At 43.5% G+C, this 24,702-nt stretch carries 28 protein-coding genes; 20 read left to right on the top strand and 8 right to left on the bottom strand.

The annotated features are described in order from the left end of the window. Positions 1–334 precede the first annotated feature (334 nt). The 6 genes from A3GK_RS0107960 to A3GK_RS0107935 are packed head-to-tail and all read left to right on the top strand — an operon-like array spanning position 335 to position 5,502. A complete protein-coding gene (locus A3GK_RS0107960; protein WP_018028931.1) occupies positions 335–1,075 on the top strand; it encodes a DUF5020 family protein in 741 nt (246 codons plus the stop codon). Positions 1,076–1,135: 60 nt separating this feature from the next. Beyond that, the gene (locus tag A3GK_RS0107955; RefSeq protein ID WP_026161804.1) at positions 1,136–1,816 is read left to right on the top strand and encodes a phosphatidylserine decarboxylase family protein; all 681 of its coding nucleotides are present in this window, start codon (positions 1,136–1,138) and stop codon (positions 1,814–1,816) included. A gap of 18 nt (positions 1,817–1,834) precedes the next feature. Continuing rightward, positions 1,835–2,551 (top strand): CDP-diacylglycerol--serine O-phosphatidyltransferase, encoded by a 717-nt coding sequence (gene pssA / locus A3GK_RS0107950; protein WP_018028929.1) that lies wholly within the window; start codon positions 1,835–1,837, stop codon positions 2,549–2,551. A gap of 55 nt (positions 2,552–2,606) precedes the next feature. Further along, complete coding sequence (locus A3GK_RS0107945) at positions 2,607–3,749, top strand: ABC transporter substrate-binding protein (RefSeq protein WP_018028928.1); 1,143 nt, start codon at positions 2,607–2,609, stop codon at positions 3,747–3,749. Next, a complete protein-coding gene (locus tag A3GK_RS0107940; RefSeq protein WP_018028927.1) occupies positions 3,749–4,747 on the top strand; it encodes a FecCD family ABC transporter permease in 999 nt (332 codons plus the stop codon). Before A3GK_RS0107945 ends, A3GK_RS0107940 begins: the two co-directional genes overlap by 1 nt. Next, positions 4,744–5,502 (top strand): ABC transporter ATP-binding protein, encoded by a 759-nt coding sequence (locus tag A3GK_RS0107935; RefSeq protein WP_018028926.1) that lies wholly within the window; start codon positions 4,744–4,746, stop codon positions 5,500–5,502. The genes A3GK_RS0107940 and A3GK_RS0107935 overlap by 4 nt, the downstream gene beginning before the upstream one ends. Before the next feature lie 59 nt (positions 5,503–5,561). Here the strand turns inward: A3GK_RS0107935 and obgE are convergent, their stop codons facing one another. The 3 genes from obgE to A3GK_RS0107920 are packed head-to-tail and all read right to left on the bottom strand — an operon-like array spanning position 5,562 to position 7,893. Further along, positions 5,562–6,713 (bottom strand): GTPase ObgE, encoded by a 1,152-nt coding sequence (gene obgE, locus A3GK_RS0107930; RefSeq protein WP_018028925.1) that lies wholly within the window; start codon positions 6,711–6,713, stop codon positions 5,562–5,564. A 12-nt stretch (positions 6,714–6,725) separates the two neighbouring features. Further along, entirely contained in the window at positions 6,726–7,316 is a 591-nt protein-coding gene (locus A3GK_RS0107925) for an adenylate kinase (protein ID WP_018028924.1), read from the bottom strand. 34 nt (positions 7,317–7,350) lie between these two features. Beyond that, positions 7,351–7,893, bottom strand: a complete 543-nt coding sequence (locus tag A3GK_RS0107920) for a phosphoribosyltransferase (RefSeq protein ID WP_018028923.1) — start codon at positions 7,891–7,893, stop codon at positions 7,351–7,353. A 238-nt stretch (positions 7,894–8,131) separates the two neighbouring features. Here A3GK_RS0107920 and A3GK_RS0107915 point away from each other — a divergent pair, with 238 nt between their 5' ends. From A3GK_RS0107915 to A3GK_RS0107880, 8 genes are all read left to right on the top strand, one after another. Continuing rightward, positions 8,132–8,434 carry a hypothetical protein gene (locus tag A3GK_RS0107915; protein ID WP_018028922.1) on the top strand — a complete coding sequence of 101 codons (303 nt, stop codon included), beginning with the start codon at positions 8,132–8,134 and terminating at the stop codon, positions 8,432–8,434. A gap of 47 nt (positions 8,435–8,481) precedes the next feature. Beyond that, positions 8,482–8,793, top strand: a complete 312-nt coding sequence (locus tag A3GK_RS0107910) for a cell division protein ZapA (protein ID WP_018028921.1) — start codon at positions 8,482–8,484, stop codon at positions 8,791–8,793. 95 nt (positions 8,794–8,888) lie between these two features. Then, positions 8,889–10,457, top strand: a complete 1,569-nt coding sequence (gene rny / locus A3GK_RS0107905; RefSeq protein WP_026161803.1) for a ribonuclease Y — start codon at positions 8,889–8,891, stop codon at positions 10,455–10,457. Between the two features lie 200 nt (positions 10,458–10,657). Further along, positions 10,658–11,008 carry an aspartate 1-decarboxylase gene (gene panD / locus A3GK_RS0107900; protein ID WP_018028919.1) on the top strand — a complete coding sequence of 117 codons (351 nt, stop codon included), beginning with the start codon at positions 10,658–10,660 and terminating at the stop codon, positions 11,006–11,008. 4 nt (positions 11,009–11,012) lie between these two features. Continuing rightward, positions 11,013–12,803 (top strand): arginine--tRNA ligase, encoded by a 1,791-nt coding sequence (argS, locus tag A3GK_RS0107895; RefSeq protein WP_018028918.1) that lies wholly within the window; start codon positions 11,013–11,015, stop codon positions 12,801–12,803. A gap of 8 nt (positions 12,804–12,811) precedes the next feature. After that, a complete protein-coding gene (locus tag A3GK_RS0107890; RefSeq protein ID WP_018028917.1) occupies positions 12,812–13,246 on the top strand; it encodes a deoxycytidylate deaminase in 435 nt (144 codons plus the stop codon). Positions 13,247–13,250: 4 nt separating this feature from the next. Beyond that, positions 13,251–14,939, top strand: a complete 1,689-nt coding sequence (locus tag A3GK_RS0107885; RefSeq protein ID WP_018028916.1) for a S41 family peptidase — start codon at positions 13,251–13,253, stop codon at positions 14,937–14,939. After that, positions 14,908–15,471 (top strand): 5-formyltetrahydrofolate cyclo-ligase, encoded by a 564-nt coding sequence (locus tag A3GK_RS0107880; protein ID WP_040576071.1) that lies wholly within the window; start codon positions 14,908–14,910, stop codon positions 15,469–15,471. The genes A3GK_RS0107885 and A3GK_RS0107880 overlap by 32 nt, the downstream gene beginning before the upstream one ends. A 5-nt stretch (positions 15,472–15,476) precedes the next feature. Here the strand turns inward: A3GK_RS0107880 and A3GK_RS0107875 are convergent, their stop codons facing one another. Genes A3GK_RS0107875 through A3GK_RS0107865 form a run of 3 tightly spaced genes read right to left on the bottom strand, consistent with a single transcriptional unit; the run spans position 15,477 to position 17,517 of the window. Continuing rightward, the gene (locus A3GK_RS0107875) at positions 15,477–15,782 is read right to left on the bottom strand and encodes a hypothetical protein (protein WP_018028914.1); all 306 of its coding nucleotides are present in this window, start codon (positions 15,780–15,782) and stop codon (positions 15,477–15,479) included. Further along, on the bottom strand, positions 15,779–16,909 hold the full coding sequence (gene recF, locus A3GK_RS0107870; protein ID WP_018028913.1) for a DNA replication/repair protein RecF: 1,131 nt from the start codon (positions 16,907–16,909) through the stop codon (positions 15,779–15,781). The genes A3GK_RS0107875 and recF overlap by 4 nt, the downstream gene beginning before the upstream one ends. Next, positions 16,906–17,517: a MarC family protein gene (locus A3GK_RS0107865; RefSeq protein ID WP_018028912.1), complete on the bottom strand. Its 612-nt coding sequence runs from the start codon at positions 17,515–17,517 to the stop codon at positions 16,906–16,908. Before A3GK_RS0107865 ends, recF begins: the two co-directional genes overlap by 4 nt. An 804-nt stretch (positions 17,518–18,321) precedes the next feature. Here A3GK_RS0107865 and A3GK_RS0107860 point away from each other — a divergent pair. The 4 genes from A3GK_RS0107860 to A3GK_RS11065 are packed head-to-tail and all read left to right on the top strand — an operon-like array spanning position 18,322 to position 22,019. Beyond that, positions 18,322–18,537: a helix-turn-helix domain-containing protein gene (locus A3GK_RS0107860; protein ID WP_018028911.1), complete on the top strand. Its 216-nt coding sequence runs from the start codon at positions 18,322–18,324 to the stop codon at positions 18,535–18,537. A 1-nt stretch (position 18,538) separates the two neighbouring features. Next, positions 18,539–19,492 carry an AAA family ATPase gene (locus A3GK_RS0107855; RefSeq protein WP_018028910.1) on the top strand — a complete coding sequence of 318 codons (954 nt, stop codon included), beginning with the start codon at positions 18,539–18,541 and terminating at the stop codon, positions 19,490–19,492. Between the two features lie 6 nt (positions 19,493–19,498). Further along, positions 19,499–21,484, top strand: coding sequence for a S8 family peptidase (locus A3GK_RS10665; RefSeq protein WP_051052334.1), 1,986 nt, complete (start codon positions 19,499–19,501; stop codon positions 21,482–21,484). After that, positions 21,465–22,019, top strand: a complete 555-nt coding sequence (locus tag A3GK_RS11065) for a hypothetical protein (protein ID WP_051052332.1) — start codon at positions 21,465–21,467, stop codon at positions 22,017–22,019. The genes A3GK_RS10665 and A3GK_RS11065 overlap by 20 nt, the downstream gene beginning before the upstream one ends. Before the next feature lie 476 nt (positions 22,020–22,495). Here the strand turns inward: A3GK_RS11065 and A3GK_RS0107845 are convergent, their stop codons facing one another. Beyond that, complete coding sequence (locus A3GK_RS0107845) at positions 22,496–22,990, bottom strand: phage virion morphogenesis protein (protein WP_018028909.1); 495 nt, start codon at positions 22,988–22,990, stop codon at positions 22,496–22,498. Positions 22,991–23,368: 378 nt separating this feature from the next. On the opposite strand from A3GK_RS0107845, the gene A3GK_RS0107840 reads away from it, so the two are divergent. Continuing rightward, positions 23,369–23,809, top strand: a complete 441-nt coding sequence (locus tag A3GK_RS0107840) for a hypothetical protein (RefSeq protein ID WP_018028908.1) — start codon at positions 23,369–23,371, stop codon at positions 23,807–23,809. A gap of 107 nt (positions 23,810–23,916) precedes the next feature. Here A3GK_RS0107840 and A3GK_RS0107835 read toward each other — a convergent pair whose 3' ends face one another. After that, positions 23,917–24,150 carry a transposase gene (locus A3GK_RS0107835; RefSeq protein ID WP_018028907.1) on the bottom strand — a complete coding sequence of 78 codons (234 nt, stop codon included), beginning with the start codon at positions 24,148–24,150 and terminating at the stop codon, positions 23,917–23,919. A 187-nt stretch (positions 24,151–24,337) separates the two neighbouring features. Between A3GK_RS0107835 and A3GK_RS0107830 the strand changes: the two genes are divergently transcribed. Further along, positions 24,338–24,702, top strand: a 365-nt coding sequence (locus tag A3GK_RS0107830) for a transposase (RefSeq protein ID WP_018028906.1), incomplete at its 3' end; no start/stop codon positions are given.

Genomic DNA, 24,702 nt, shown 5'->3' with positions numbered 1-24,702 from the left:
CACAAATAAGGGGGCTGATGGTCTTCGTACAACTGCCTAAAAAAGCAACAGCTAAGTGGCCAAAAGTTTAGTTGCAACTAAGCAATTGCTTTGTTGCATCTCGGCATTTGCTTAGTTGCAACTCGCCGATCGCTTAGTTGCAACTCAGTTTTCTCTTTTATATAGTATTGAATATCAGTTTGTTATAAATGGACTTTTTGGGCCACTACTCCCTCCTTTTTTATAGGGTCATTAACTTATACATTTACTCCTAATGCGTAACCCATGCAAGCGTTGGAGTTATGCCTCTGCAACTGTGATATTTTTTGTAGCTTTGCTTTTAGATGTTAAATTAATGAATATACAAGAGATGAGAGTTCAACTAAAACTAGTGGTAGCGGTACTTTTTCTATCGCTCTTTTCTGTAGCTAAGGCACAGACTCAGGTGGAGTATCACCATATTGTAGGTAAGTATTTTTATGAGGAGCTGAAGGAGGGGCATCTTCCAGCCAATTTGGTGACGATCCAGCATCTATCCTCGGATAAGTGGGGTAGCAACTTCTTATTCGTGGATATGAATATGGGGGATGGTAACTTGCAAAATGCTTATACTCAGATACACCGCTATACGAAGTTTTGGAAGGCACCAATCTATATCCTTACCCAGTATAATGGTGGATTGGCAAGAGGAAGCGAGACCGCTTTCAACCACTCTTACCTCGGTGGTGTGGCATGGAAGTATAGCGATGTGGCACGCCAGACTTACTTCGGAGTCAATATGGCGTATCGCTATGACCAAGGGTGGGCGAAGCCTCATAATATGACCCTCCATACCACTTGGAGCTGGACCAGTTGGAACCGTGTCTTTACACTCTGTGGCTTTGGCACCCTAAGCACTCAAAACCTTGAGGGGGTGAAGAGTGGGGTAAATTTCCTTGCAGAGCCTCAGTTTTGGGTGAACCTCAATCAGTTTGTCGGTGTCCACGATGACTTTAATCTGAGCCTTGGTACAGAGGTGAAGGTCTCCTACAGTATGCTGGCCCCAGATAAGTTTTACGTGCTTCCTACCGTGGGTCTTAAGTGGACTTTTAAGTAATCAATTGGGCATAGTGTCTATATAAGTATTTGGTTTATGTCGAAGCGTGAAAAGCGCTTATTGCGTGTACATACGGAGGGGCTAGCCTTTTTGGTGGGGGCGACCGTGCTCTTGGGACTCTCATTGGTATTTCTCTATATCCTTGTAGAGTCGAAGGTGCCTTTTTGGATTTGGCTGGTTTGTGTGGTGATCTTGCTAGGGCTCTCCTTTAACTTTTATCGATTTCCAAAGCGTAAGCAGCAGTCTACCGACCCTCGTGCGGTGCTGGCGGCTACAGATGGTAAGATTGTGGTGATAGAGCGTGTCTATGAGCCCGAAATCCTTAAGTGCGATTGTATTCAGATTTCTACCTTTATGACCATCTTCAATGTGCATGCTCAGTGGTTTCCAATTGCTGGTAAGGTGACTTATCTTGACCACCATAATGGGCGCTTTATGAGTGCCAACCTACCTAAGAGTAGTGTGGAGAATGAGCGGAGTACCATTTTGATCCAGACGGAGCATGGACAGCAGGTGCTGGTGCGTCAGATAGCTGGCGCAGTGGCAAGGCGTATCATCACTTATGCCGAGGTGGGCGAGCGATACGAGACGGATGAGCCACTTGGCTTCATCAAGTTCGGTTCGCGGGTGGATCTCTTCCTACCACTGGGGAGTGAGATCAAAGTGGAGCTCGGTCAGGTGGTTTGGGGTAATGAGACGCTGATGGCGGTCTTGCCTAAGGTGGATCAGAGCCAAAGCTAATGTGTATATCAGTAGATCATGAAGATTCGTAAGCATATCCCCAATCTCATCAGCCTAGGCAATGCCTTTTTTGGCACCTTGGCGACCTGCTATGCCCTGAAGTATGGCGACCTATTTACGGCAATTATCTTTATGCTTTTGGCGGCGGTGATGGACTTCTTTGATGGCTTTACCGCGAGAAAGCTCCAAGCTTTCTCACCTCTGGGCAAGGATATTGACTCGCTTTGCGATGTGATCTCCTTCGGGGTGGCGCCCTCTATGATGATGACGGTGGCACTCGAGGCGATCAATTTCCCTCTACCAGAGCTGGCTCTGGTGGTGGTTCCTGCCTCGGTCTATCGACTGGCAAAGTTTAATCACGATACGCGCCAGACGGTCTCTTTTATTGGGCTTCCTACACCAGCTAATGCACTTTTCCTTGCTGGGCTCGCCTATTATACTTTGACGAATGCCAGTGTGATTAGTACCGTGCCCCTGACTATTAAGTACAAGGTCTACCCCCTCTATGGGATTGTGGTATTGCTCCTCTCCTACCTATTGATATCGGAGATCCCTATGTTTTCCCTTAAGGGTTCTACCACCATGAGTAGAGCTGGACACCTGACTCGTATAGGAGTGGTGGTTGCTGTGGCGATAGTGGGGGTGATCCTGTGGAGCTTTAGTGGCTTGGCATTGGCACTAGGGCTTTATTTGCTGATTAATCTATGGGATCACTTTAAGAAGATGATCCCTTAACTACTTATAGTACTTTCTTTACCAATTTCATCAACTCCCAAAAATATCTTTAACTATGAAACTGAGACATCTATCCATTTATCTGATTGCCTGCTTGCTCTTTGCTTGCGGAAAGGAGTCGAAGAGCTATGAGGAGCTGCTGACCCCTCTGTATACTCCTGAATATGCTACTGGCTTTACTATCTATTCGATTGAAGGGCAGGAGAGTACGATCATCAGAATTACCAACCCTTGGCAGGGAGCTAGTGGAGTGGTGATGGATACCTATGTGGAGCGAAATGGAGAGAAAGCACCTGAAGGTTTTACCGGTCAGGTGGTGAAGGCGGGTGCAGAACGATTGGTAGCACTATCAACTACGCATGTGGGGATGCTGGAGTACCTCGGCTATGAGCGGAGAGTGGTGGGTGTGAGTGGGCTGCAGTATCTGATTAATGATTATCTTACCGACCCTAAGAATGGGGTGGTAGACTTAGGTGAGCAGATGCAGTATGAAACCCTTGTGGGGTTGCGTCCCGATGTGGTCTTTTGCTACGGAGTCTCTGATGCCGAAACGCTTATGACCGATAAGTTGGAGGAGTTGGGGATACCTTATATATATAGTGGTGCTTATTTGGAGCCTTCTGCTTTGGGAAAGAGTGAGTGGGTGATAATGTTTGCCGAGATTCTTGACCAACGAGAGAAGGGAATCTCGGGCTTCCAACAGATAGTGCACAACTATCAAGAGGCACTTGCTATTGTTGCCAATGTGCCTGAGGAGGAGCGACCTCGGGTGATGCTCAATACTCCATTCAACGATGTGTGGGTGTTGCCTGCGAAACAGAGTGTGACCGCTTCGCTCATCAGAGATGCAGGGGCTATCCCTGAGACTGGCGAGAAAGAGGCTGGAGATGTGTCGCATATTGGTATGGAGGAGGCGTTGGAAAAACTCTCTAAGGCTGATTACTGGATTGGACTTGGCATGGCAACCAGCTACAAAGAGCTCCCTGAGGTATTGCGGACGCATGCCAAGGAGATTCGCCCCATCCAATTGGATCATCTCTACAATAATAATGCGATTATCTCTGAGGCTGGTGGTACAGCCTATTATCAAGAGGGGATTGTTCGTCCCGACCTGATCCTTAAAGACTTAATAGAGATCTTTCATCCAGAGCTTCAGGAGCATACTCTTTACTTTTACCGTCATATAGCTGTGGAGTGATGTCTAGGCGAGGGGCTTACTTTGTGGTTCTTATCCTGCTACTGTTGCTATTCTTTATTGGCGACCTTTTGGTGGGGGATGTGCTATACGCTCCTAGCGAGGTGATACAGGCTTTTCTAGGAGGTGGTAATGAAGGGGTAGGGTATATCATCACTAAGGTGAGGCTCACGCGGGTATTGGTGGCTTTGATCGTTGGGATTTCTCTACCGGTCTGTGGGTTGATGATGCAGACGATGTTTGAAAACCCTCTTGCCGATCCCTATATCTTGGGGGTTAGTTCGGGTACGAGCCTTGGTGTGGCACTCTTTATGCTGGGCGTTCCACTGCTGGGGAGTGCGGTGCCACAGTGGGTACTGGACTTTGGTGTCTTAGGTGCTGGATGGCTGGGTGCCCTCTTGGTGCTTTTTCTGATCCTGATGCTGAGCCGTAAGATAGCCAATATCTTCGGGGTGCTGGTGGTCGGTGTGATGCTGAGCTATATTGTCTCCTCTATCATTCAGATACTTCAATACTACTCGAGTGCGGAGCAGCTCAAGCTCTACACGCTATGGAGTCTTGGTTCTTTTTCAAGTATTACTCGTAGCCATCTGCAGCTATTGGTTCCTGTAATGGCAGTGGGGCTTTTGCTTTCTTTCCTCTCTATCAAGTCGCTCAATCTGCAATTGCTGGGTGACGAGTATGCTCAAACGATGGGCATGAATCGAAAGCGGACACGTATGATGGTTTTTGGTGCTACTACGTTGATGGCTGGTACGGTGACGACTTACTGCGGCCCGATTGGTTTTATTGGTCTGGCGATGCCTCATGCCACACGCTATATCTTTCGCACTTCCGATCATGCGGTTTTGCTCCCTGCTACAATGCTTATGGGTGGAATTGCTATGCTACTCTGCGATATGATTGCTAAGTGGCTAGTGATACCGATTAACTCGGTTACGGCTTTATTGGGTATTCCTATTATTCTAAAGGTGGTCTTTAGCCAATTATCCAAGCGATGAAGGTAGAGCTGAAAGAGGTCTCGGTGGGGTATCAAACTCCTTTGGTCGAGGGTGCCAATGCGCTATTGGAGAGTGGCGACCTTGTGGCATTATTGGGAAGAAATGGTGCGGGTAAGAGTACGCTTTTAAGACATCTTGCTGGTCTGCTCCCCCTACTATCGGGGACAGTGCTAGTGGGTGAGCAACCTATCCATCAGCTGAGTGAGTCGCAGCGAGCTAGGCTGATGAGTGTCGTGACCACCCGAAGAAGTAGAGCGCCTCAACTGACCGCTTTTGAGGTGGTGGGCTTGGGGAGAAGTCCTTACACGAATAGAATGGGGCGCCTCTCTAATCATGATAGAGCGGTGGTGGAGGAGTCGCTGGAACTAGTGGGTATCTCCCATCTTGCCCATAGGTATGTGAGCCAGATCAGTGATGGGGAAAATCAACGAGTGATGATTGCAAGGGCTTTAGCCCAAGATACGCCAGTTATCCTGCTAGATGAGCCAACGGCTTTTCTCGACCTGCCTAACCGGTACGACCTAGCGCTACTTCTTAAGAGGCTCTCTTCGGAGCGGCAAAAGGTGATCGTCTTTAGTACTCATGATTTGGATGTTGCTCTACAGCTCTGCAACCGAATTATGCTGATCCACGATCAACAACTGACTACCCTTCCCACTCCTGAGATGAAGGAGAGCCAATATATCCAGCAACTCTTTAGTTCGGACCAAATTGAGTTCGACCCACAGTCTGGAGCGGTACATATCCGCCTATAAAAGAGATAGGCTCCGGTCTTATGACCAAAGCCTATCTTATTTTTGACTTCTATTTAACGTTAGTGCCAAGGGTCTTCGTCTAGCATCCGACCGCCAGCATTGTCATCAACCTCTTCGTCGGTTTCCTCTTTGTAGTAGAGGGTGTCCTCATCAAAGTCTATGCCCGAGAGTGTAAGGTGCATATTCTGCTGTACCAAGGGGCTGACATCGTGGAAGTTATTGACCGTGATGCTGTGCCAGATGAGATCCTTTAGTTCTTGAACCCCCTTGCCAGTGACTGCGGAGAAAAAGACATGCTCAACCCCTTCAGGAAGTGTTGGCATTAGTAGTTCTTGAAGCTCCTCATCAATAAGATCGGCTTTGGAGATGCCAAGAATCTTATTCTTTGCCATCAGCTCAGGATTGTATTGCTGAAGCTCATTAAGCAGGATCTGGTACTCCTTTGCGATATCCGCAGTGTCGGCGGGGATGATGAATAGGAGCACGGAGTTGCGCTCAATATGCCTTAGGAAGCGAAGACCTAGCCCTCTCCCCTCTGATGCTCCCTCAATGATACCAGGGATATCGGCCATCACAAAGGAGCGGCCGTCACGGTAATTGACGATTCCGAGATTGGGCTCAAGAGTGGTAAAGGGGTAGTCGGCAATCTTTGGCTTAGCAGCAGAGACGATGGATAGTAGGGTGGACTTGCCCGCATTGGGGAAGCCTACCAATCCTACATCGGCCAGCATCTTTAGCTGCATCACTACGGTCATTTCCCTACTTGGCTGCCCTGGCTGTGCATAGCGAGGGGCTTGGTTGGTGGCAGTGGCAAAGTTGGTATTGCCTAGTCCACCCATTCCTCCCTCAAGTAGCATAATCACCTCATCGTGTTCGCGTACCTCGCAGATGTAGTCACCCGTATCGGCATCATAGACCACAGTGCCCAGTGGCACATCTATATAGACGTCCTTGCCATCCTTACCGGTACTATTTTTGGCGCCGCCGTGTGCACCATCAGTGGCAAAGATATGTCGGTCGTACCGTAGGTGGATTAGTGTCCAGTAGTTTCGGTTACCCCGAATGTATACATGGCCACCACGTCCGCCATTTCCACCATCGGGGCCTCCTTTGGGAACAAACTTCTCGCGTCGGAAGTGTGAAGACCCAGCGCCTCCTCTGCCTGACCGGCAGACGAGCTTTACATAGTCCACGAAGTTGGATTCGGCCATTGTATTATAAGCTTAATTGTTTGACTCTTTAATGAATTGATCTATCCCTCTGACCAGATTTGCAGTTACCTCATCAATGGCTCCCACACCTTCTATCTCAATCATAGGGCTATGACTCTCTTTGAAAAACTGGATCACAGGCTCTGATTGCTCGTGGTAAACTTTGAATCTACCGCGAATAGTTTCTTCATGATCATCACTTCGACCAGAAACCTTGCCGCGCTCCAGCAGTCGCTCTAATAGTTCCTCTTCCTCTACATCCAGTGCGACAAGGAGTGGAATTGGCCATTGGCGGGCATTGAATTCCTTTACTAACTCCTCTGCCTGATGGTAAGTTCGAGGGAAGCCATCAAGGATTAGTCCCTTTTTGCCATCCATTTGGTTGATGTGCTTGAAAAGCAAGTCAAGTATCAAGTGGTCGGGCACCAACTTCCCCACAGATATTAGAGCTTCAATATCCTGGCTCAATTCCGTACCCTTTGCCACCTCTTCCCGGAGTAGGTCGCCGGTGGAAATGTGTTCTAGCCCATAGTGTTCGGCTAGCAACTCACTTTGAGTGCCTTTTCCAGAGCCTGGAGGACCGAATAATAACAAGTTTAGCATAATGCTTTGATTGATTTAAATGAAGATATCTAGTTTATTTCTTGAGGACGTAGATGTCTCTTAGCATACGCCCTCCACCATTGTAGTCTAGACCACAACCAACGATGAAATCATTAGGAATCTCACGACCCACATACTCAGCCGGTAGAGCACAATCAGCCAGTGCACCAGGCTTGGAGAGCATGGCAGCTACGTGTACCTCTTTTGCCCCTCGCTCCATATAGAGCTTTCGCAACTCGGTGACGGTGAAGCCAGTATCTACTAGATCTTCAAGGATGATGACCACCCTTCCCTCTACAGAGATATTTGGCTTCATGATCTCATTGAGGGTGCCCGTTGAGCAGAGCCCCGCATATGAGGAGTATTTGGCAAAGGCAATGTCAAACTCACAATCGAGCTGACGAGCCAGCTCAGCGGTAAACATAAATGCACCATTGAGGATAGAGACAAACAGTGGGTTGGATGCCCCGTGATCTCTCATGATCTCCTGAGCCATTCGTGCCACCTCAGGTTGTAACTCTTCCTCTGATAGGTAGGGGATGAATTGTAATCCGCCTACCTCAACACTCTCTTTCATCTCAATATATATTTAGCAAATACATAACATATCAAAGTGCAAATGTAACCAAATTATAGCTACTATTAGGTCGATTGAGAAATAAAATGTACAGTGGATATTTAATTTTCACTGAATTCGCATTGATAGCTAAAAATATTGGGGGTACTTCTTGCTACAACTATTTATTTTATGTAGATTTGCTAAGAGTTGCACAGATATTTGATTGTTCACTTCATTTGAGAGTTCTGAAATACGCATGAGCAGTGCTTACGACCAGCTTATTGAGCTGGAGTTACGGGTCGCTACACTGATACGGAAGTATGGTGAGATGCGAAATGCACTTGAAATGAAACGCCAGGAGTGTGATGCTTTACTGGCTAAGCAGAAAGCTCAAGAGGAGAAAATTAGAAGACTGGAGCAAAGTCTGTCTATCGCTACAGTGGTCACTACTCCATCCTCTGAAGGAAGAAAAGCTTTGGAAGGCTTGGGAAAAGAGCTGGATGATATCACTAAGGTGATAGACGAATGTATTACTCTGCTGGATGGTCGGATTGAGTAATTGTAGGATAGGTAACAATGCCCTTAGGGGCAAAATATAAATGCTATATGGGCGATAAGGTCGAGCATAATACCACTAGCGTTTGGGATATTAATCTCCGTGTTGGAGGTGTTAGGATGACCCTCTCCATACCAAGGTCGCCCGAGTATGAGCAGTCTCTAAGGAGAGCGGCTGATGAGGTGAATGCTGTCATTGAGCGCTATCGGGTTGAGATGCCACACGTTGCTAGAGAACAGCTCCTGAGTTATGTAGCACTAGATATTGCTAATGAGCTTCAGCGGCTTCGAAAGGAGCAAAGTGAGCTAAAGCTTGAGGAGCGTCTGAATCGTCTCAATAGCTCCCTAGAGGAGTCTATCTAGCTTGTGCGGAGCGATAAGTGTTGTTACCTACTGCCACAATTCGAAAGGCATAGAAGCAGGTTTTGTGGATATATTAGTAGTGGAATAAAATGCAGATAATCATCGCAGTGGTGATTGCACTTGCCGTATTGGCTATTGGCGGTGTAATCCTTTGGAAAAACATTTGGAAGACGCTCACAGAACGAGCTAAGGAGGAGAAGAATAGCTATATTGAACAGGCTAAGGAAGATATAGAGATACTCCGTAAGGATCGGCTCTTGGAGGTGAAGGAGCAGGCTCTACAGAAACGCACTGAGCTAGAGCAGGAGATATCGGCGTGGAAGAGCAAGGTGCAGAGCGCTGATGCTCGTATTCAAAGCCAAGATACTAAACTAAAAAATAGAGAGCAACAACTCAATAAGCAGCAGAGTGATCTGAATGCGAAAGCATCTGAGGTGGCGAAGCTAGAGACACAGTTGCAACAACAGATACTAGCCACAGAGCAGCAGCAAGAGGAGCTCTCCAAGATGAAGCTAGAGGCGGAAAAGAAGCTGGAGCAGATCTGTGGTCTTTCCGCAGAGGATGCCAAGGCTCAGTTGGTAGAGAGTATTCGTGATGAAGCTCGTGCAAGTGCCGCTGCCTATGTCAATGAGATTGTAGAGGAGGCTCGGATGACTGCTAATCAGGAGGCTAAAAAGCTGGTGGTAAAGAGTATTCAGCGTATTGCCACTGAGACTGCGATTGAGAATGCCGTGACGGTTTTCCATATCGAAAATGATGAGATGAAGGGCCGTATCATCGGGAGAGAGGGGCGTAATATACGTGCTCTTGAAGCCGCCACAGGGGTGGAGGTAATTGTAGATGATACTCCTGAGGCGATTGTATTGAGTTGCTTTGACCCTGTTCGTCGAGAGATTGCTCGCTTGACTCTTTATCAGCTTGTTCAGGACGGGCGTATCCACCCAGCACGTATTGAAGAGGTGGCTGCCAAGGTAAAGAGCCAGATTGAGGATGAGATTATCGAGACTGGTAAGCGTACGATGATTGACCTCGGCATCCATGGTATGCACCCCGAGTTGGTTCGTCTTGTTGGTAAGATGAAGTATCGCTCTAGCTATGGCCAGAATCTACTTCAGCACGCTAGAGAGACTGCCAATCTTTGTGCCGTGATGGCTAGTGAAATTGGACTGAATCCGAAGAAGGCAATGCGTGCTGGCCTGTTGCATGATATTGGCAAGGTGAGCGATGAGGAGCCTGAGCTACCTCACGCTATCTTGGGTATGAAGCTTTGTGAGAAGTACAAGGAGAAGCCTGATGTATGTAATGCCGTCGGTTCGCACCACGAAGAGGTTGAGATGGAGACACTGATTGCTCCTATTGTGCAGGCTTGTGATGCTATTAGTGGTGCAAGACCAGGAGCAAGGCGTGAGATTGCCGAAGCGTATGTAAAGCGTCTCAATGACCTTGAGAAATTGGCGCTATCTTATCCAGGTGTAATAAAGACTTATGCTATCCAAGCTGGTCGTGAGCTTCGTGTGATTGTAGGAGCGGATAAGATGGATGATGGGCAGGTACAGCAGCTATCGGGAGAGATCGCTCAGAGAATTCAAGATGAGATGACCTATCCAGGACAAGTGAAGATTACTGTGATACGCGAGACAAGGGCAGTTGCCTTTGCAAAGTGATACTAGTAAAAACTAGTTTTCCTATATACTTAGGGCTGTGTCAAAGCTTATTGACACAGCCCTTTTCTTTGATTACTTGATTTAATGACCCATTATATTGGACAGGCAAAACTTTCAGTGCAATTGCTAGTCAATATATAGCTATATTTGGTTATCTTTGTGTGAATATAGCGACAACTACATTTAGACGCAGAAACAATATGCTATTAAATATGATGAAATCCAAGATCCACCGTGTGAGAGTGACGGATGCCAATCTCAATTACGTTGGTAGCATTACGGTAGATCTTGACCTGATGGAGGCGGCTCACCTTTTGCCTAATGAAAAGGTACAGGTGGTCAACAACAATAATGGGGCTCGAATAGAGACTTATGTAATAGAAGGCGAAAGAGGAAGCGGCGTGATATGCCTTAATGGAGCTGCTGCTCGCCATTTTCAGCCTGGAGATATTGCACTGATAATATCTTATGCATTGATGACGGAGGAAGAGGCAGCCTCGTATAAGCCTGTGGTAATTTTCCCTGATACAGAAACGAATAAACTGATATAATAAGATGAAGTATACAAGTATAGAAACAAAGCTGAGTAATGCACTTTGCGACGTACTTAATTCCCTTTATGGGGTATCTGAGAGCTCTGTGTCGGTAGCTCCGACAAGAAAGGAGTTTGAGGGTGATTATACCTTTGTAGTATTTCCTTACCTGCGTCAGAGTAAGAAAGCTCCTGAGGCAACTGCTACCGAAGTCGGTAATGCACTTGTGGAGAAGTTCGGCACTATCTGCAAGGGATATAACGTTGTGAAAGGTTTTTTGAATATTGAGCTTCAACCCGCTCTCTTCGCTAGCCAGATAGAGGAGATGAAAAAGGTGAAGAACTATGGCTTTGAGGAGGTCACTAATGATTCACCTCTTTACATGGTGGAGTATTCATCGCCAAACACCAATAAGCCACTTCATCTTGGGCATATCCGAAATAATCTGCTTGGTTATAGCATCTCAAAGATATTGGAGGCCAATGGCAAGCGGGTGGTGAAGACAAATATTGTCAATGACCGGGGAATCCATATCTGCAAGTCTATGTTGGCATGGCAGAAGTGGGGCAATGGTGAGACGCCAGAAAGCTCTCATTTGAAGGGCGACCACCTAGTAGGTAATTACTATGTGCTATTTGATAAGCACTATAAAGCAGAGCTAAAGGAGCTTGAAGCAAAGGGGCTTACCCCTGAAGAAGCGGAGCGAGAGAGCACCCTTATGCAGGAGGCTAGAGCAATGCTCAAGAAATGGGAGGCAGGTGATGAGAAGGTGCGTACCCTTTGGAAGAGTATGAATACCTGGGTGTATGACGGCTTTGATGAAACCTATCGCAGGCTAGGGGTAGACTTTGATAAGATCTATTATGAGAGTGATACCTATCTAGTCGGTAAGCGGGAGGTGCTAAGGGGTCTCGATGAGGGGCTTTTTGTGAAAGATCCTGATGGATCGGTTTGGGCTGACCTTACACCAGAGGGCTACGACCGGAAGATACTCTTGCGTGCGGATGGTACCTCTGTCTACATCACTCAAGACATTGGAACTGCCAAGCTAAGGTATCAAGACTATCCTATTGACCAAATGATCTACGTGGTAGGTAACGAGCAGGACTATCACTTCCAGGTGCTTTCTATCATTCTTGATAAGTTAGGCTATTCCTTTGGAAAGGACTTGAAGCACTTCTCCTATGGAATGGTGGAGCTTCCAGATGGCAAGATGAAAAGCCGTGAAGGTACTGTAGTGGATGCAGATGACCTAATGGATCGGATGATTGATACCGCTTTAGAGGCATCTGAAGGTCAAGGACGGGCAGTTGATATGTCGGAGGAGGAGCGACAGGAGATGGCTCGCAAGGTGGGCCTTGGTGCTTTGAAGTATTTCTTGCTGAAGGTAGAGCCACGTAAGAATATGCTCTTCGATCCTAAGGAGTCCATTGACTTCAATGGTAATACTGGTCCATTCATACAGTATACTTATGCTCGTATTCAGAGCATCATGCGTAAGGCAGAGGGTATGGATTTTCATGCTACACAACAGGTGGCAGAGCTCTTGCCTAAAGAGGTGGAGCTGGTGAAGCGACTCAATGAATTTGGTGAGGTAGTAAAGCAGGCGGGTGCGGAGCTTAACCCAAGTCTAATTGCCAGCTATGCTTATGACCTGGGTAAGCAATTCAACCAGTTTTATCACGATCACTCCATTCTCAATGAGCCTGATGATGCTATTAGGCATCAAAGGTTGTTGCTCTCCTATCTTACAAGTGAAGTATTGAAGAATGCCGTAGGGCTACTAGGTATAGAGATGCCTGAAAAGATGTAATAAGAGCTATGTCGGGAAGTGAAAAGGAGCGTGAAGTAGACCTTCGCTATCTAAGAATGGCGGAGATATGGGCAGAAAACTCGTATTGTAAGCGCTTACAGGTAGGTGCCCTTGTGGTTAAGGATAAGATGATTATCTCTGATGGGTATAATGGGACACCTTCGGGTTTTGAAAACTGCTGTGAGGATGAGGATAATAAAACCTACCCATATGTCCTGCATGCCGAGGCCAATGCGATTACTAAGGTCGCGGCAAGCAATAATAATAGCCGCGGTGCCACGGTTTATGTGACACACGCTCCTTGCTTGGAGTGCTCCAAGCTCATTATCCAAGCTGGTATTAAGCGGGTGGTTTATTCAGAGGAGTATCGACTTACTGAGGGTGTAGACCTTTTACGAAAAGCAGGTATAGAGGTGGAGTGTTTGCCTCTCAAAAAGAAGTGATTGTATGAAGAAGTGGGTCAAGGTGGCATTGGTGTGCCTATCGCTTTTACTATTCTTAGTAGGAGGTTTTTTTATTGGCCTAAAGGTAAGGTCAAATAACCCCTTAATACGTGCCGTGACGCCTATGGATAAGCTCAAGGCGACGCTGCAGATGATTACTGAAAACTACGTGGATAGCGTAGATCCTGATGAGTTGGTCTCGGATCTTATCCCGATGCTCATTGGTCAGCTAGATCCGCACTCTACCTATCTTACCGCGGAGCAAAGAGAGGCCGAGCAGGAATCTCTTGATGGCTACTTTTATGGTATCGGCATCACTTTCAATACCATCATTGATACCGCTGTAGTAATACAGACCATTCCCAATGGACCGTCAGATATCGCGGGTTTGAAGGCTGGGGATAGAATTGTCACGGTAGATGGCCGAGATATTACTGGTCAATCGCTTACTCCTGACTCAGTACGCTCTCTATTGAAAGGGCGTGATGGAAGTATCGTAACCCTTGGTATACGCCCATATAATACCGACGTGCTTTCTGAGGTAAAGGTGAAGAGGGGAGTGGTCAATACCAATACGGTTGACGCTGCTCTTATGGTTAATGACTCTCTTGGCTTTGTCCGTGTAAGTACGTTTGGTATGTCGACTTACGATGACTTTATGCAGGCAGTTGCTAAGTTGCGAAATGAGGGTGCCAAGGGGTTGATTCTAGATCTTAGAGATAATCCCGGTGGCTTGATGCAAGCTGCTCTTAGAATGGCCAATGAAGTTCTACCGCGTAATAGTTTAATTATCTATACCGATGGAGCTCATCAAAAGCGAAGTGATATATATAGCGATGGGACAGGTACTTTGATAGACTTCCCAATCTATGTGCTTATTAATGAGTTGTCTGCCTCGTCCTCAGAGATTGTCAGTGGATCTATCCAAGATAATGATGCAGGGATCATAATAGGTCGTCGTAGCTTTGGTAAGGGGCTCGTGCAGAAGCCTTTTGAGTATTACGATGGCAGTTCCGTTCACCTTACTATTGCTAGATATCATACTGCCTCTGGACGTTCTATTCAAAGAGAGTACCAGCTCGGTGGAGATGAGGAGTATGCTCATGACTGGATTGATAGAGTGCTGGGGGGTGAGATGTTCTCTGCCGATAGCATCAAGATAAAGCGTGATTTAGTTTATCATACTAAGGCCGGCCGTGAGGTGTATGGCGGTGGAGGTATTATGCCAGATAGATTTGTGGCGCGAGATACCATCGGTATGAATAGCTACTATGCTGAGGTGCTCAATAGAGGGTATCTCCATCAGTTTGCCTTTATCTATGCCGATCGTCATCGCGACCTACTAAAGCGTCTTGAGGATACGCAGAATATCTATAGTTTTTTGGATAATCAAGGACTAGTTTGGCAGTTAGCTACCTTTGCACAGTCCAAGGGGTTACCTCGGAGGAGTTTCCTTATCTCTCAGGCAGAGACACCACTCAATAACATATTGTATCCTCTTATTGTAGACTATCTTTATGGTCAGAAAGAGGCCTGGCGAGTGAGGTGCTATAGTGACTCAATGGTGAAGCAAGCGTCAGAGCTATTCTCACAGGGGATTTATTCCCCACTTGCTCTACCTTCACCAACTACAAGTTTAATCGAAATGAGCGACAGTACAGATGGAGAAGAAGGAGATTCGGACGATAATTAGACAAAGGAAAAAACAACTCTCGCCTGAGGAACGAACTACTATCTCTATGAAGATAGCTGAGCGAGCATTCGAATTGCTCAAAGAGGAAAAGGCAACTAATGTGGCCTTGTTCCTCAGTATGCCAGATGAAGTAGAGACCTCTTATCTGATCCAAATGCTCGGTAAGCAAGGTCGGCATACGCTCCTGGTACCTCGTGTGGAAGATGAGCAGACCATCCGTTTTTACAAGCTCCAAAATACTCAAGACTACCAGTTGTCGGGTTATGGTATACTAGAGCCTAAAGATGACATCTCTAAAGCGTTAGTACCTGAGGTGATGATAGTACCTGGCGTGGCATTTGATGCTTGTGGCGGTAGAGTAGGTCGTGGCAAAGGTTATTATGATCGCTACTTTGAGCTACATCACGAGGTGATTAGAAAGAAGATTGCAATCGCTTATCAGCTACAAGTGATGGAAGAGCCACTTCCGATGGAGCCTTTTGATGAGCGTATGGATGCTCTGGTGACTGAGGAAAAGACCTATTGGTTTTAAGCGGGCTATTTGAGCCTAATCTCTAGGTGGGGGATATTGTTTTCAGACATAAAATCCATCAGTGATTGCACTATATAAGAGCGACGTTGACGGACATAACTAAGCGTAGTAGGGGAGGGGCAGATGATACTTAGCCTCTCCCCTTTTTGTACCTTAAAAGTCACCTTAATGCTATTAAGCCTTTTGTCCGACAGACCCCTCCACAGCTCATAAAGCTCCTTTTGTAGCTCAATCGTAGCCAGTAACCCGCTTTCCTTCTCCCGATACCCCTCTATAATATCACGGATAGATTTTGTCTTATAAAACCTCATCGCTTTGGAGTGATGTCTAGAAAATTGCCACCGTTCGCTTGGAATATCGTGTAGGCTTCTATAGGTAGATTCTCTAGTATCTGGTCTAAGTACTTACGGTTGGTATCGCTCAGAAAAATTTGGCCAAAGCGTGTGTCACTCACCAACTCCACTATTTTTTCAACACGATCCTTATCAAGTTTGTCAAAGATATCATCTAGGAGTAGAATAGGTAGGTTATCTGGATGTAGCTGGCAGAGTAGACTGTACTGAGCCAACTTGAGAGCCACCATATAACTCTTATTCTGACCTTGTGACCCTATCTTGCGAATCAAAAAGTCATCTATCAACATAATTAAATCATCACGGTGAGGCCCTACTCTAGTATAGCCACAGGCGAGATCCTCTTGGAGATTGCTTTGCCATGCCGTTAGAAAGTCCTCTGCCTTAGGCTCTTGCACTCCTATTGAGGTGGCATACGTCAGCTTTACACACTCCTTGTCCTTAGTGATGGTGCTGTAATAGTTGTGAAATAATGGTGAGATTCTACCAATCCATTCATTGCGAAAAGCGGTTATCTTCTCAGCAAGAGGTGCCATCTGTTGGTTGAGCACCTCAATCAGAGATAGATCTAAGCCCATTTGTTGTTTGAGCAAACTGTTTCTCTGCTCTAATAGGTTTTTATACCCTTTGGCTGCCGAGAGATAGACCCTAGATTCCTGGCAAAGTATTTGGTCCATAAAACTCCTTCGTTCGGCACTGCCACCTCTTATCAGATCCATATCACCTGGTGCTATCATCACCGCAGGAAATAGCCCAATATGGTCCGACATCTGGCTGTACTCCTTTTTATTACGCCTGAGTTTTTTACTCTTCCCACGGCTGAGCCCCAAAACGAGACTCTCCTCCTGTCCATCTTCCCGATGGTATTCCCCCGAAACGATCGCCATCTCCTCGTCGTGGTGAATGATTAGGGAGTCGGGAAGGTACTGATACGAGCGGGTAAAGGAGAGGATATAGATGCTATCAAGTAGATTGGTTTTCCCCATACCATTGCCTCCTACAATACAGTTGAGCTTGTCAGAAAACTGTAAGGTAGCTGCTTTGATATTCTTGTAATTGGTAAGGGAAAGCCTTTTGATAATCATTTAATCACTCCTACCAAATAAGAGATGTTCTCTGTGAAAAACTTAACCGACATCGCCATCAGTATCACGCCAAAGAACTTGCGGAGTACGAATATACCACCTTGCCCGATCAGTCGCTCTACCACGTCAAGACGCTTAAGAACGAAATAAACCACAACAAGGTTGAGGAGTGTAGCAATGATGATATTCACTAGAGCATACGAGGCTCTAAATGATAGCAGTGTGGTAAAAGAGGCCGCTCCAGCAATGAGCGGAAATACCAGCGGCACAAGTGTGTTGGATCCCCCTGGGGCATCATTGCGAAATATCTCATACCCAAATATCATCTCGAAGGCGAGTAAAAATAGGATAATAGCTCCCGCAGCGGCAAAGCTCTGAATATTGATACTCAAGAAACTAAGCAACCACTCTCCAAAAAATAGAAAACCAATCAGGATGATCGCAGAGAATAGAACCGTCTTAAAAGGCTCAATCTTCTGCCCTGCTTGCTTGAGATTCATAATGATAGGGATAGCCCCAATAATATCTATCACTGCAAACAGAGCTATAAATACACTACCAATTTGATTCAAGTCAATGGCTTGAAAAGTTTCGCTTATCCAGTTCATACGTTTACTACTCAATTATTTAAGATACCTAATCAAAGTGCAAATTTACCCATTTCTACCCACATATCTATCATAATGTATTCAGAAAGTCGTGGTAGAGCACCTCTTTAGTTCCTAAAGGAGTTAATAGCAGATTAGAGATATAGAGGTTACGCATTAGAATAGTCTTATGAGTGGTATTTATCAAGGCATCAATGGATAAGCAGACTATTACATGGAGTGCATAATTATCATCCGTGCACAAATCCATACCACAAATAAAGGGTAGTTGGTCTTCGTGCAACAGCCTAAAAAAGACAACAGCTAAGTGGTCAAAAGTTTAGTTGCAACTAAGCATTTGCTTTGTTGCATCTCGGCATTTGCTTAGTTGCAACTCGCCGATCGCTTAGTTGCAACTCAGTTTTCGATTTTATATGGTGTTGATTATCAGTTTGTTATAAATAGGCATTTGAATCACTACTTTCTCCTATTTTATAGAGTCATTAACTTATAAATATACACCTAATGCGTAGCCCCTCACTCAGCTTGCGGAATCTAGGCTTGTATGTCCGTCAAGACCTCGTAAACACCTTTGCACCTGCAACGAAAGGAAAGCACGATACGACGGGAAGACTGCGAAAATGGAGGTAAACGAATTATTAGGCAGATTCGAAATAGCAGAGCTGGTACTTATTCGTAAACACATCGGATAGCCTAATAAATTAGGCCACATAGGGAAATAATAATGTTTTGTGCTGACGAGATATTTATATCTCGTTATTTTTGGTATATTTGCACTAATAAATCCAGAATAGCATTTGATATATGAATAAGATCAAACTTGTACTTGATAAAAAAGGCATCAAACAGAAATGGTTAGCCGAACAATTAGGAAAGAGTTTTAATATGGTTAATTCATACGTACAGAATCGAACTCAACCGAGTATTGAAACTTTATACAAAATAGCCTCAATTCTTGATGTGGAGATAGATGAGTTGCTATATTCAAAAAATGATATAGAACAAATTAATAAGAAATAATATGGCAACAGCGAATCAATTAAAAACGCTCGTAAAGAGCCACTTTGAAGACAATAGCGAGAAATTTAATACTGTTGCATTACAAATTGCAGCTCATGAAGCTAAATTAGGACATACTAATCTAGCTAATGATATACGAAAAATTATTGATGCTGCCAAAATCAACAAGCCTAAATTGAAAAATATTGATCCCAATTTGCAAGGTTTGTTTTTAGAAATTTATCCACAGGAGCGTTTAACAGATTTAGTTGTTGCTCCACAAATAAAAAAAAGGATAGAAAGAATTATTAATGAATTTGCCTATAAAGATAAATTGTTTAGACATAATCTCGAAAACAGGCGAAAGATTCTTTTTTCGGGAAATCCCGGCACAGGAAAAACAATGACAGCATCAATAATAGCGAATGAGTTGCACTTGCCGATATACGTAGTACTAATGGATAAAATAGTAACGAAATACATGGGAGAAACAAGTGCTAAATTACGGCAAATATTCGATTATATTGAAGATGTTCCTGCCGTTTATCTTTTCGATGAGTTTGATGCAATCGGAGGACAGCGAGGGAAAGATAATGACGTGGGCGAGATGCGCCGAGTATTAAATTCATTTTTACAATTTATTGAAAGAGATCATTCCGATAGTTTAATTATTGCAGCAACTAACAATTTGGAGTTGTTAGATCAAGCTTTATTCAGACGTTTTGATGATGTAATCCATTATCAGCTTCCAAGCGATTTTGAAAAAGTTCAGTTGCTTAAAAACCGATTAAATGGAAAGCTTTCACAAAAAGACATTGATTCGATTTTGCCGGAATTAGCTTCTTTAAGTCATGCAGAAATAAATCAAGCATGTTTAGATGCAATTAAAGAATCCGTAATAAATGAGGTTAAAATATCTCCCAGTTTGGTTGTAAAGACAATCCAAGAAAGGAAATCAGCTTACAACTTAAAATAATAGCATATGAATAAATACGAGCATATTATTGTCCCTGAAACGATAAAAAAGGCTATTAAATATTCCCCCAGAGATAGTGGAGGTGGCGGTCTCTTTATACCTAAGCGCAACCGAAAAGAGCATGCAGAATATTTACAAAGGAAATTTGACGCAGCCAGAGTTGATGACACAAAAGTAAAACAGCAGATGACAGCAATTTCCTTGCCTGCGAGAAGTGGAACCTATATCGAATTTGCAGGTGCTCCTGCTTATGATTTAGTATCAAAAAGTTTAGAAGATCAGAAAGCTGGTATCCGATTGTTAAATATTCGTCAAGTAAAAATAGAAGATAATCAGGAACAGTCTTTTGCAACTATTTACATTCCTCATGGAAAGGAATATAAACTTTTAGAGAAGTTGCATAAATATGCAACAGAGGAGTATAATGGGAAACCTAAAAACGATGCTCTCTTCCGCAGTATCGAAAATATAAATGTAGCTCTTCTGAAAGCATTATGGACTGACAATCGTGAAGATTTTCCAACTGACCACGATGATTGGTATGAAGTCTGGATAAGAACTTCCGCAACCGAAGATATTGGAATCCAGCATAACAAATTTATTGATTCTCTACGAAGTCTCAATATTCGCTTCAAAGAAGATTCAATTCTAACATTTCCCGAAAGATCAGTATTTTTTGTATATGCAAATAAAGATTCTTTGACTAAATTATTGGGATGTTCAGACCAATTAGCAGAGTTGCGTAGCGGACGTGTATTGGCTGGATTTCTATTTAATGAGTATAGAAGCGAACAACAAGAATGGGTAGAAGATTTGCGTAATAGAGTCCAAATTAACCCAGATACAGATTCTGTTATTTGTGTATTAGATTCAGGTGTAAATAATGGACATCCTCTTTTGGAATCTATAATTCCTGAACAAAATTGTGGTTCTGTTGTTGGAGAGGGTATTGCAGATAGAGATGGACATGGTACAAAAATGTGTGGAACTGTCATTTATGGTGATATGTCTTCTTGCCTTGCAAGTACCCAAAAAGTACAAATTGAGAATCATGTTGGTTCAATTAAATTATATCCACATAGTAGTCCTAATCCCAAAGAAGCATGGGGATTTTTGACAGAACAAGCAATTTCAACGTCTGAAATTATATTCCCTCGGAAAAACGTTTGCTATTGTATGGCAATAACGGCAGAAGATAGCGAGCAAGGGAAACCGACGTCTTGGTCAGGGGCAGTTGATTCAATTGCATACAACAATGGCAAGGTTGGACGTTTATTTATGGTTTCTGCGGGTAATATTTGGGATATAAATAATTTGGATAAAGATATTATTAGCGCATATCCTAATAACCATAGTCTTCGACCAATTCAGAATCCAGCACAAGCATGGAATGGTTTAACTATCGGGGCGTTTACAAATATAGTTGCTTCAGGTAGCAAAGAATTAAGAGCATATGCCCGTGTTGCACCCGGAGGAGGGATTAGTCCCTTTTCTCGAACGTCATCACTATGGGATAAAAGTGCATTAATTAAGCCAGAAGTTATGTTTGAAGGAGGGAACTTATATAAAACCAATGATCCGCAAATCCCATTTTCTTCTCATCAAGATTTAGAATTGATGACAACGAGTAAGAATTATCAAAAAAGTGATTATTTTGATACTATCAATGCAACAAGTGCAGCAACGGCATTAGCTGCAAATTTTGCAGGAAAATTGCAAGCTCGGTATCCTCATTTGTGGGCAGAAAGCATTCGGGGATTAATCGTTCATTCTGCAAAATGGACTTCATGTATGGAAATGCAATTCCCGGTAAGAAATAGACGAGATATGGAAAAAAGATTACGCCATTGTGGTTATGGTGTACCATCCGAAGAAAGAGCGTTTTATAGTACTGAAAATGGTTTAACGTATGTTGCCCAAGAAATAATACAACCTTTTATTAAGGATCGAGGAGATAATTCTCCTAAAATAAATGAAATGCACTTTTTTTGAGCTACCCTGGCCTCGTGAAGTTTTAGAGCAACTTGCAGAAACGAATGTTACAATGCGGATAACTTTATCATATTTTATTGAACCAGCTCCCGGTGAAATCGGATGGAAAGATAAATACAGATATGCATCATGCGGATTGCGGTTTGATGTAAATCAAGAAGACGAAGATCAAAGAGCATTTCAATTAAGAATTAACAAATTAATCGAAGCAAAAGAAAACGAAGAACGTGGTAAGAATGATTCTACCAGATGGCTAATCGGAGCGGATAACAGAAATAAAGGGTCAATACATTCTGATGAATTAAACCTTACAGCAGCCCAGTTAGCTGCGTGTAACTTGATTGCTGTTTATCCAATCGGAGGTTGGTGGAAAACACGTACCAATTTGAAACAATACAATAAAAAGTTGCGATATTCTTTAATTATATCTTTGGATACCCCTGTTGAAAATATAGATTTATATAATGTGGTTAAAACGAAGATAGAAAACATGATCAATATTCCGGTTGAGGTAGAAATTCCTATAAACAATTAGATTTCTAAAAACAGCCGAGAAGTATGTTTGCACACGAGGTTCTCTATTTTATAAGCATGGAGAACTTGGTGTGCAAAATTGATTAATCTGATATTTGCCATAATTAGATTATTATTCTATATTTGCAAAGAGTTATTTGAAGTCATGCAAAGCATAGCAATCCGAATCAGTTGCGCGTTTGCTTAATCATTACCTACCGTATTTTGGAGCCAAAATTTATGGCCTAGCTTCAATAACTTATCTCAAATCTGCATTTTTTAAAAAAGATTTGACTTGCTGGTATTAAGAAGGACTGACTAGTTGTCGGTCTTTTCTAGATAGAGGATGGTACTTCGTGCAACATTCTCAAAGATAGTTTTCATTTTCGGTTGCTAATGAGTTGTTTTGTATATGAAATAAGGGAGTGAAAAACTTTGTGTACCAAACAGAAATGTTTTAGGTATCAAATAGAAATGTTTTGTGTACCAAATATTTTATCACTTTACTAGCTCCTTAAGTCGTTGTAAAATCTTGGTCTGTATCTTTTGGGTGAGTGCCTTGGAGCGACCGATAAAAGGACGCTTGGGCATGGTGAATGGCTTCTTGCCGTAGATCTTGGCCTTTCCGCCAAACTGATGCACTGCTGCATAGGGGGTGCTATTGATGATGCGAACGCCATTGGATAGTATCTCCATACGAGTGGCACGGCGTAGCTCACGAGTCTCTCCGTGCAGGATGGGAGCATTCATACGCTCGGGGCTTCGCTTGCCCGTCTGCCCTGAGTGGCCAAACCACGGTGAATCGGGCTTGCGACGCTCCACTTCTTTCCACGGGTTGAGGACACTATCCACAAAGCCCCCCTTCTCAAAGTTCTCATCAAAGTGATCAAGGGCTATCCGCCCCATATCTATCTTGACGCCCTCTCCCTCCACGTACTTCCTTACCTCGGCCATCTTTTGAGGGAACATTTTGGCAAATTGAGTGATATCCATTTGGTTATATCTTAATTATTAGTTATATTTGCTACGAGACCTAAGCAGATGATCGCAGTTAGTAGCGATAGAGGGTGCCTTTATGGCACCCTCTATATCGTGGGTTCGAGCCCCACCTGCTTGTGTAAATTTGCTACTCAGGAATGGTAATACATTCTTTAGATGACATTTTGAATAGAAGCGAAATATTCGTATAGCTTTCTAGAAGCAATTAGGTTTTTGGGTAATTTTGCGATAAGATAATATTGATTTATAATGATCTCATTTCCTAACGATTACAACTGAAAACTTCAAGATAAATTACGTATATTTAGTTCCTCGTTTCTTTAAGCGATAACACTGTTACAGGCACTACGGCAGTTATAAAATAGTAATATTATGGGAGTAAATACGAACCCCAATAAAAGTTTTTTCAATAAAAGCTTTAAGTACAAAACAAACAGGTGGGAAGAGTGGGAAAATGGCCAATGTATAAGTAAAGGGAATATCTCTTTAATTATTTCTGCTGTTGCAAGCGCTTCAGAAATTGAATTTGCAATTGAAGGAGAAATTGGAAATTTGAACATCAAGCGTGTAAGTCGTTTTCAATCTTCTTACCTTTCAGAGGATAAAGAGCATATAGATCTATTTCCTAGATTTACAAAAAGAATTATTCCTGGGAGAATTTCATACAATGCAAAATATGTAAATGATGTTTTCAACGAACAGTTTATTGTAGAACTCCATTTCGAGAACCAATTACTTTCTTATATACGTTTCTGCTTTCAAGGTCGAATCATTGAGTTTTATGGAGAAGTTATTGTTCCTCCATCCAACTGACTCAAATCTAAGATTTCAATCTCAATAATAAGTTATGAGTCAACAGCTAAAGATCAAGATTTGAAAGGACTTCCGCTTTAATCATTGACGAACAACTTATCTTAGGTTCATCCGATATTTCGTGTGATACGGCAGTCATGTAGTGCGAAAAGTCTAAGTTTGAAGTAGTCGTCATCCCTATATCCGTAAGCATTTCTCTTCATCACTTTAATCTTATTGTATATACCCTCCACTTTGGCCGTTGATAGCCGTCCATAATACCATGCGAGTATTTCCTTTTTAGCAACCTTGATTGTATTTGCTAATGACATTAGAGGTTTTGAATCTATTTCTAATGCCATTGATTCCTAACTGTTTAATTTTTCCTCTGCCTCATTAATGGTTGGTTGATTATATATTTCTCTGAGGTCTTCCTTGAGGTAGTAGGCTTGAGAGAGGGGTTCGTTCGATACTGTCCCTAAAAAGTGTGTAAGCCCCAATAATGCTATCTTTGTAAAATGACAATTAACAAAATTGATAGACATTAGTATGANACTTACACGAGTGCAAGTTAAGGAAATTCTTTCAAACTTTATAATTGAAGGGCAAGGAATTAAGGAATTGATGGAGCTGGTTGTAGAGATCGTGATGGAAGGGGAACGCGAACTTTACAAGGAAGATACTGGAGATGTTAGTAATGGCTACCGAGGTCGTCGTATTTTTGCGAGTGGTAATATGCTTGAGTTACGAGTTCCTCGGACACGTCAGCGTGGTTTTATGCCCGTTATTTTAGGGGTATTAAAAGAGCAGGAAAAAGAGATGGGAGAGGTTGCGAGCTATCTCTATAGCTGTGGCAATACGATGAAGGACATCTCAGGTGTTTTTGAGCGCTTGTATGGTAAAAGTTATAGCAC

Origin of the sequence: Porphyromonas somerae DSM 23386 (genome assembly GCF_000372405.1) — a bacterium.
Taxonomy (GTDB): Bacteria; Bacteroidota; Bacteroidia; order Bacteroidales; family Porphyromonadaceae; genus Porphyromonas_A; species Porphyromonas_A somerae.
This window is presented reverse-complemented; position numbering and strand designations above follow the sequence as displayed.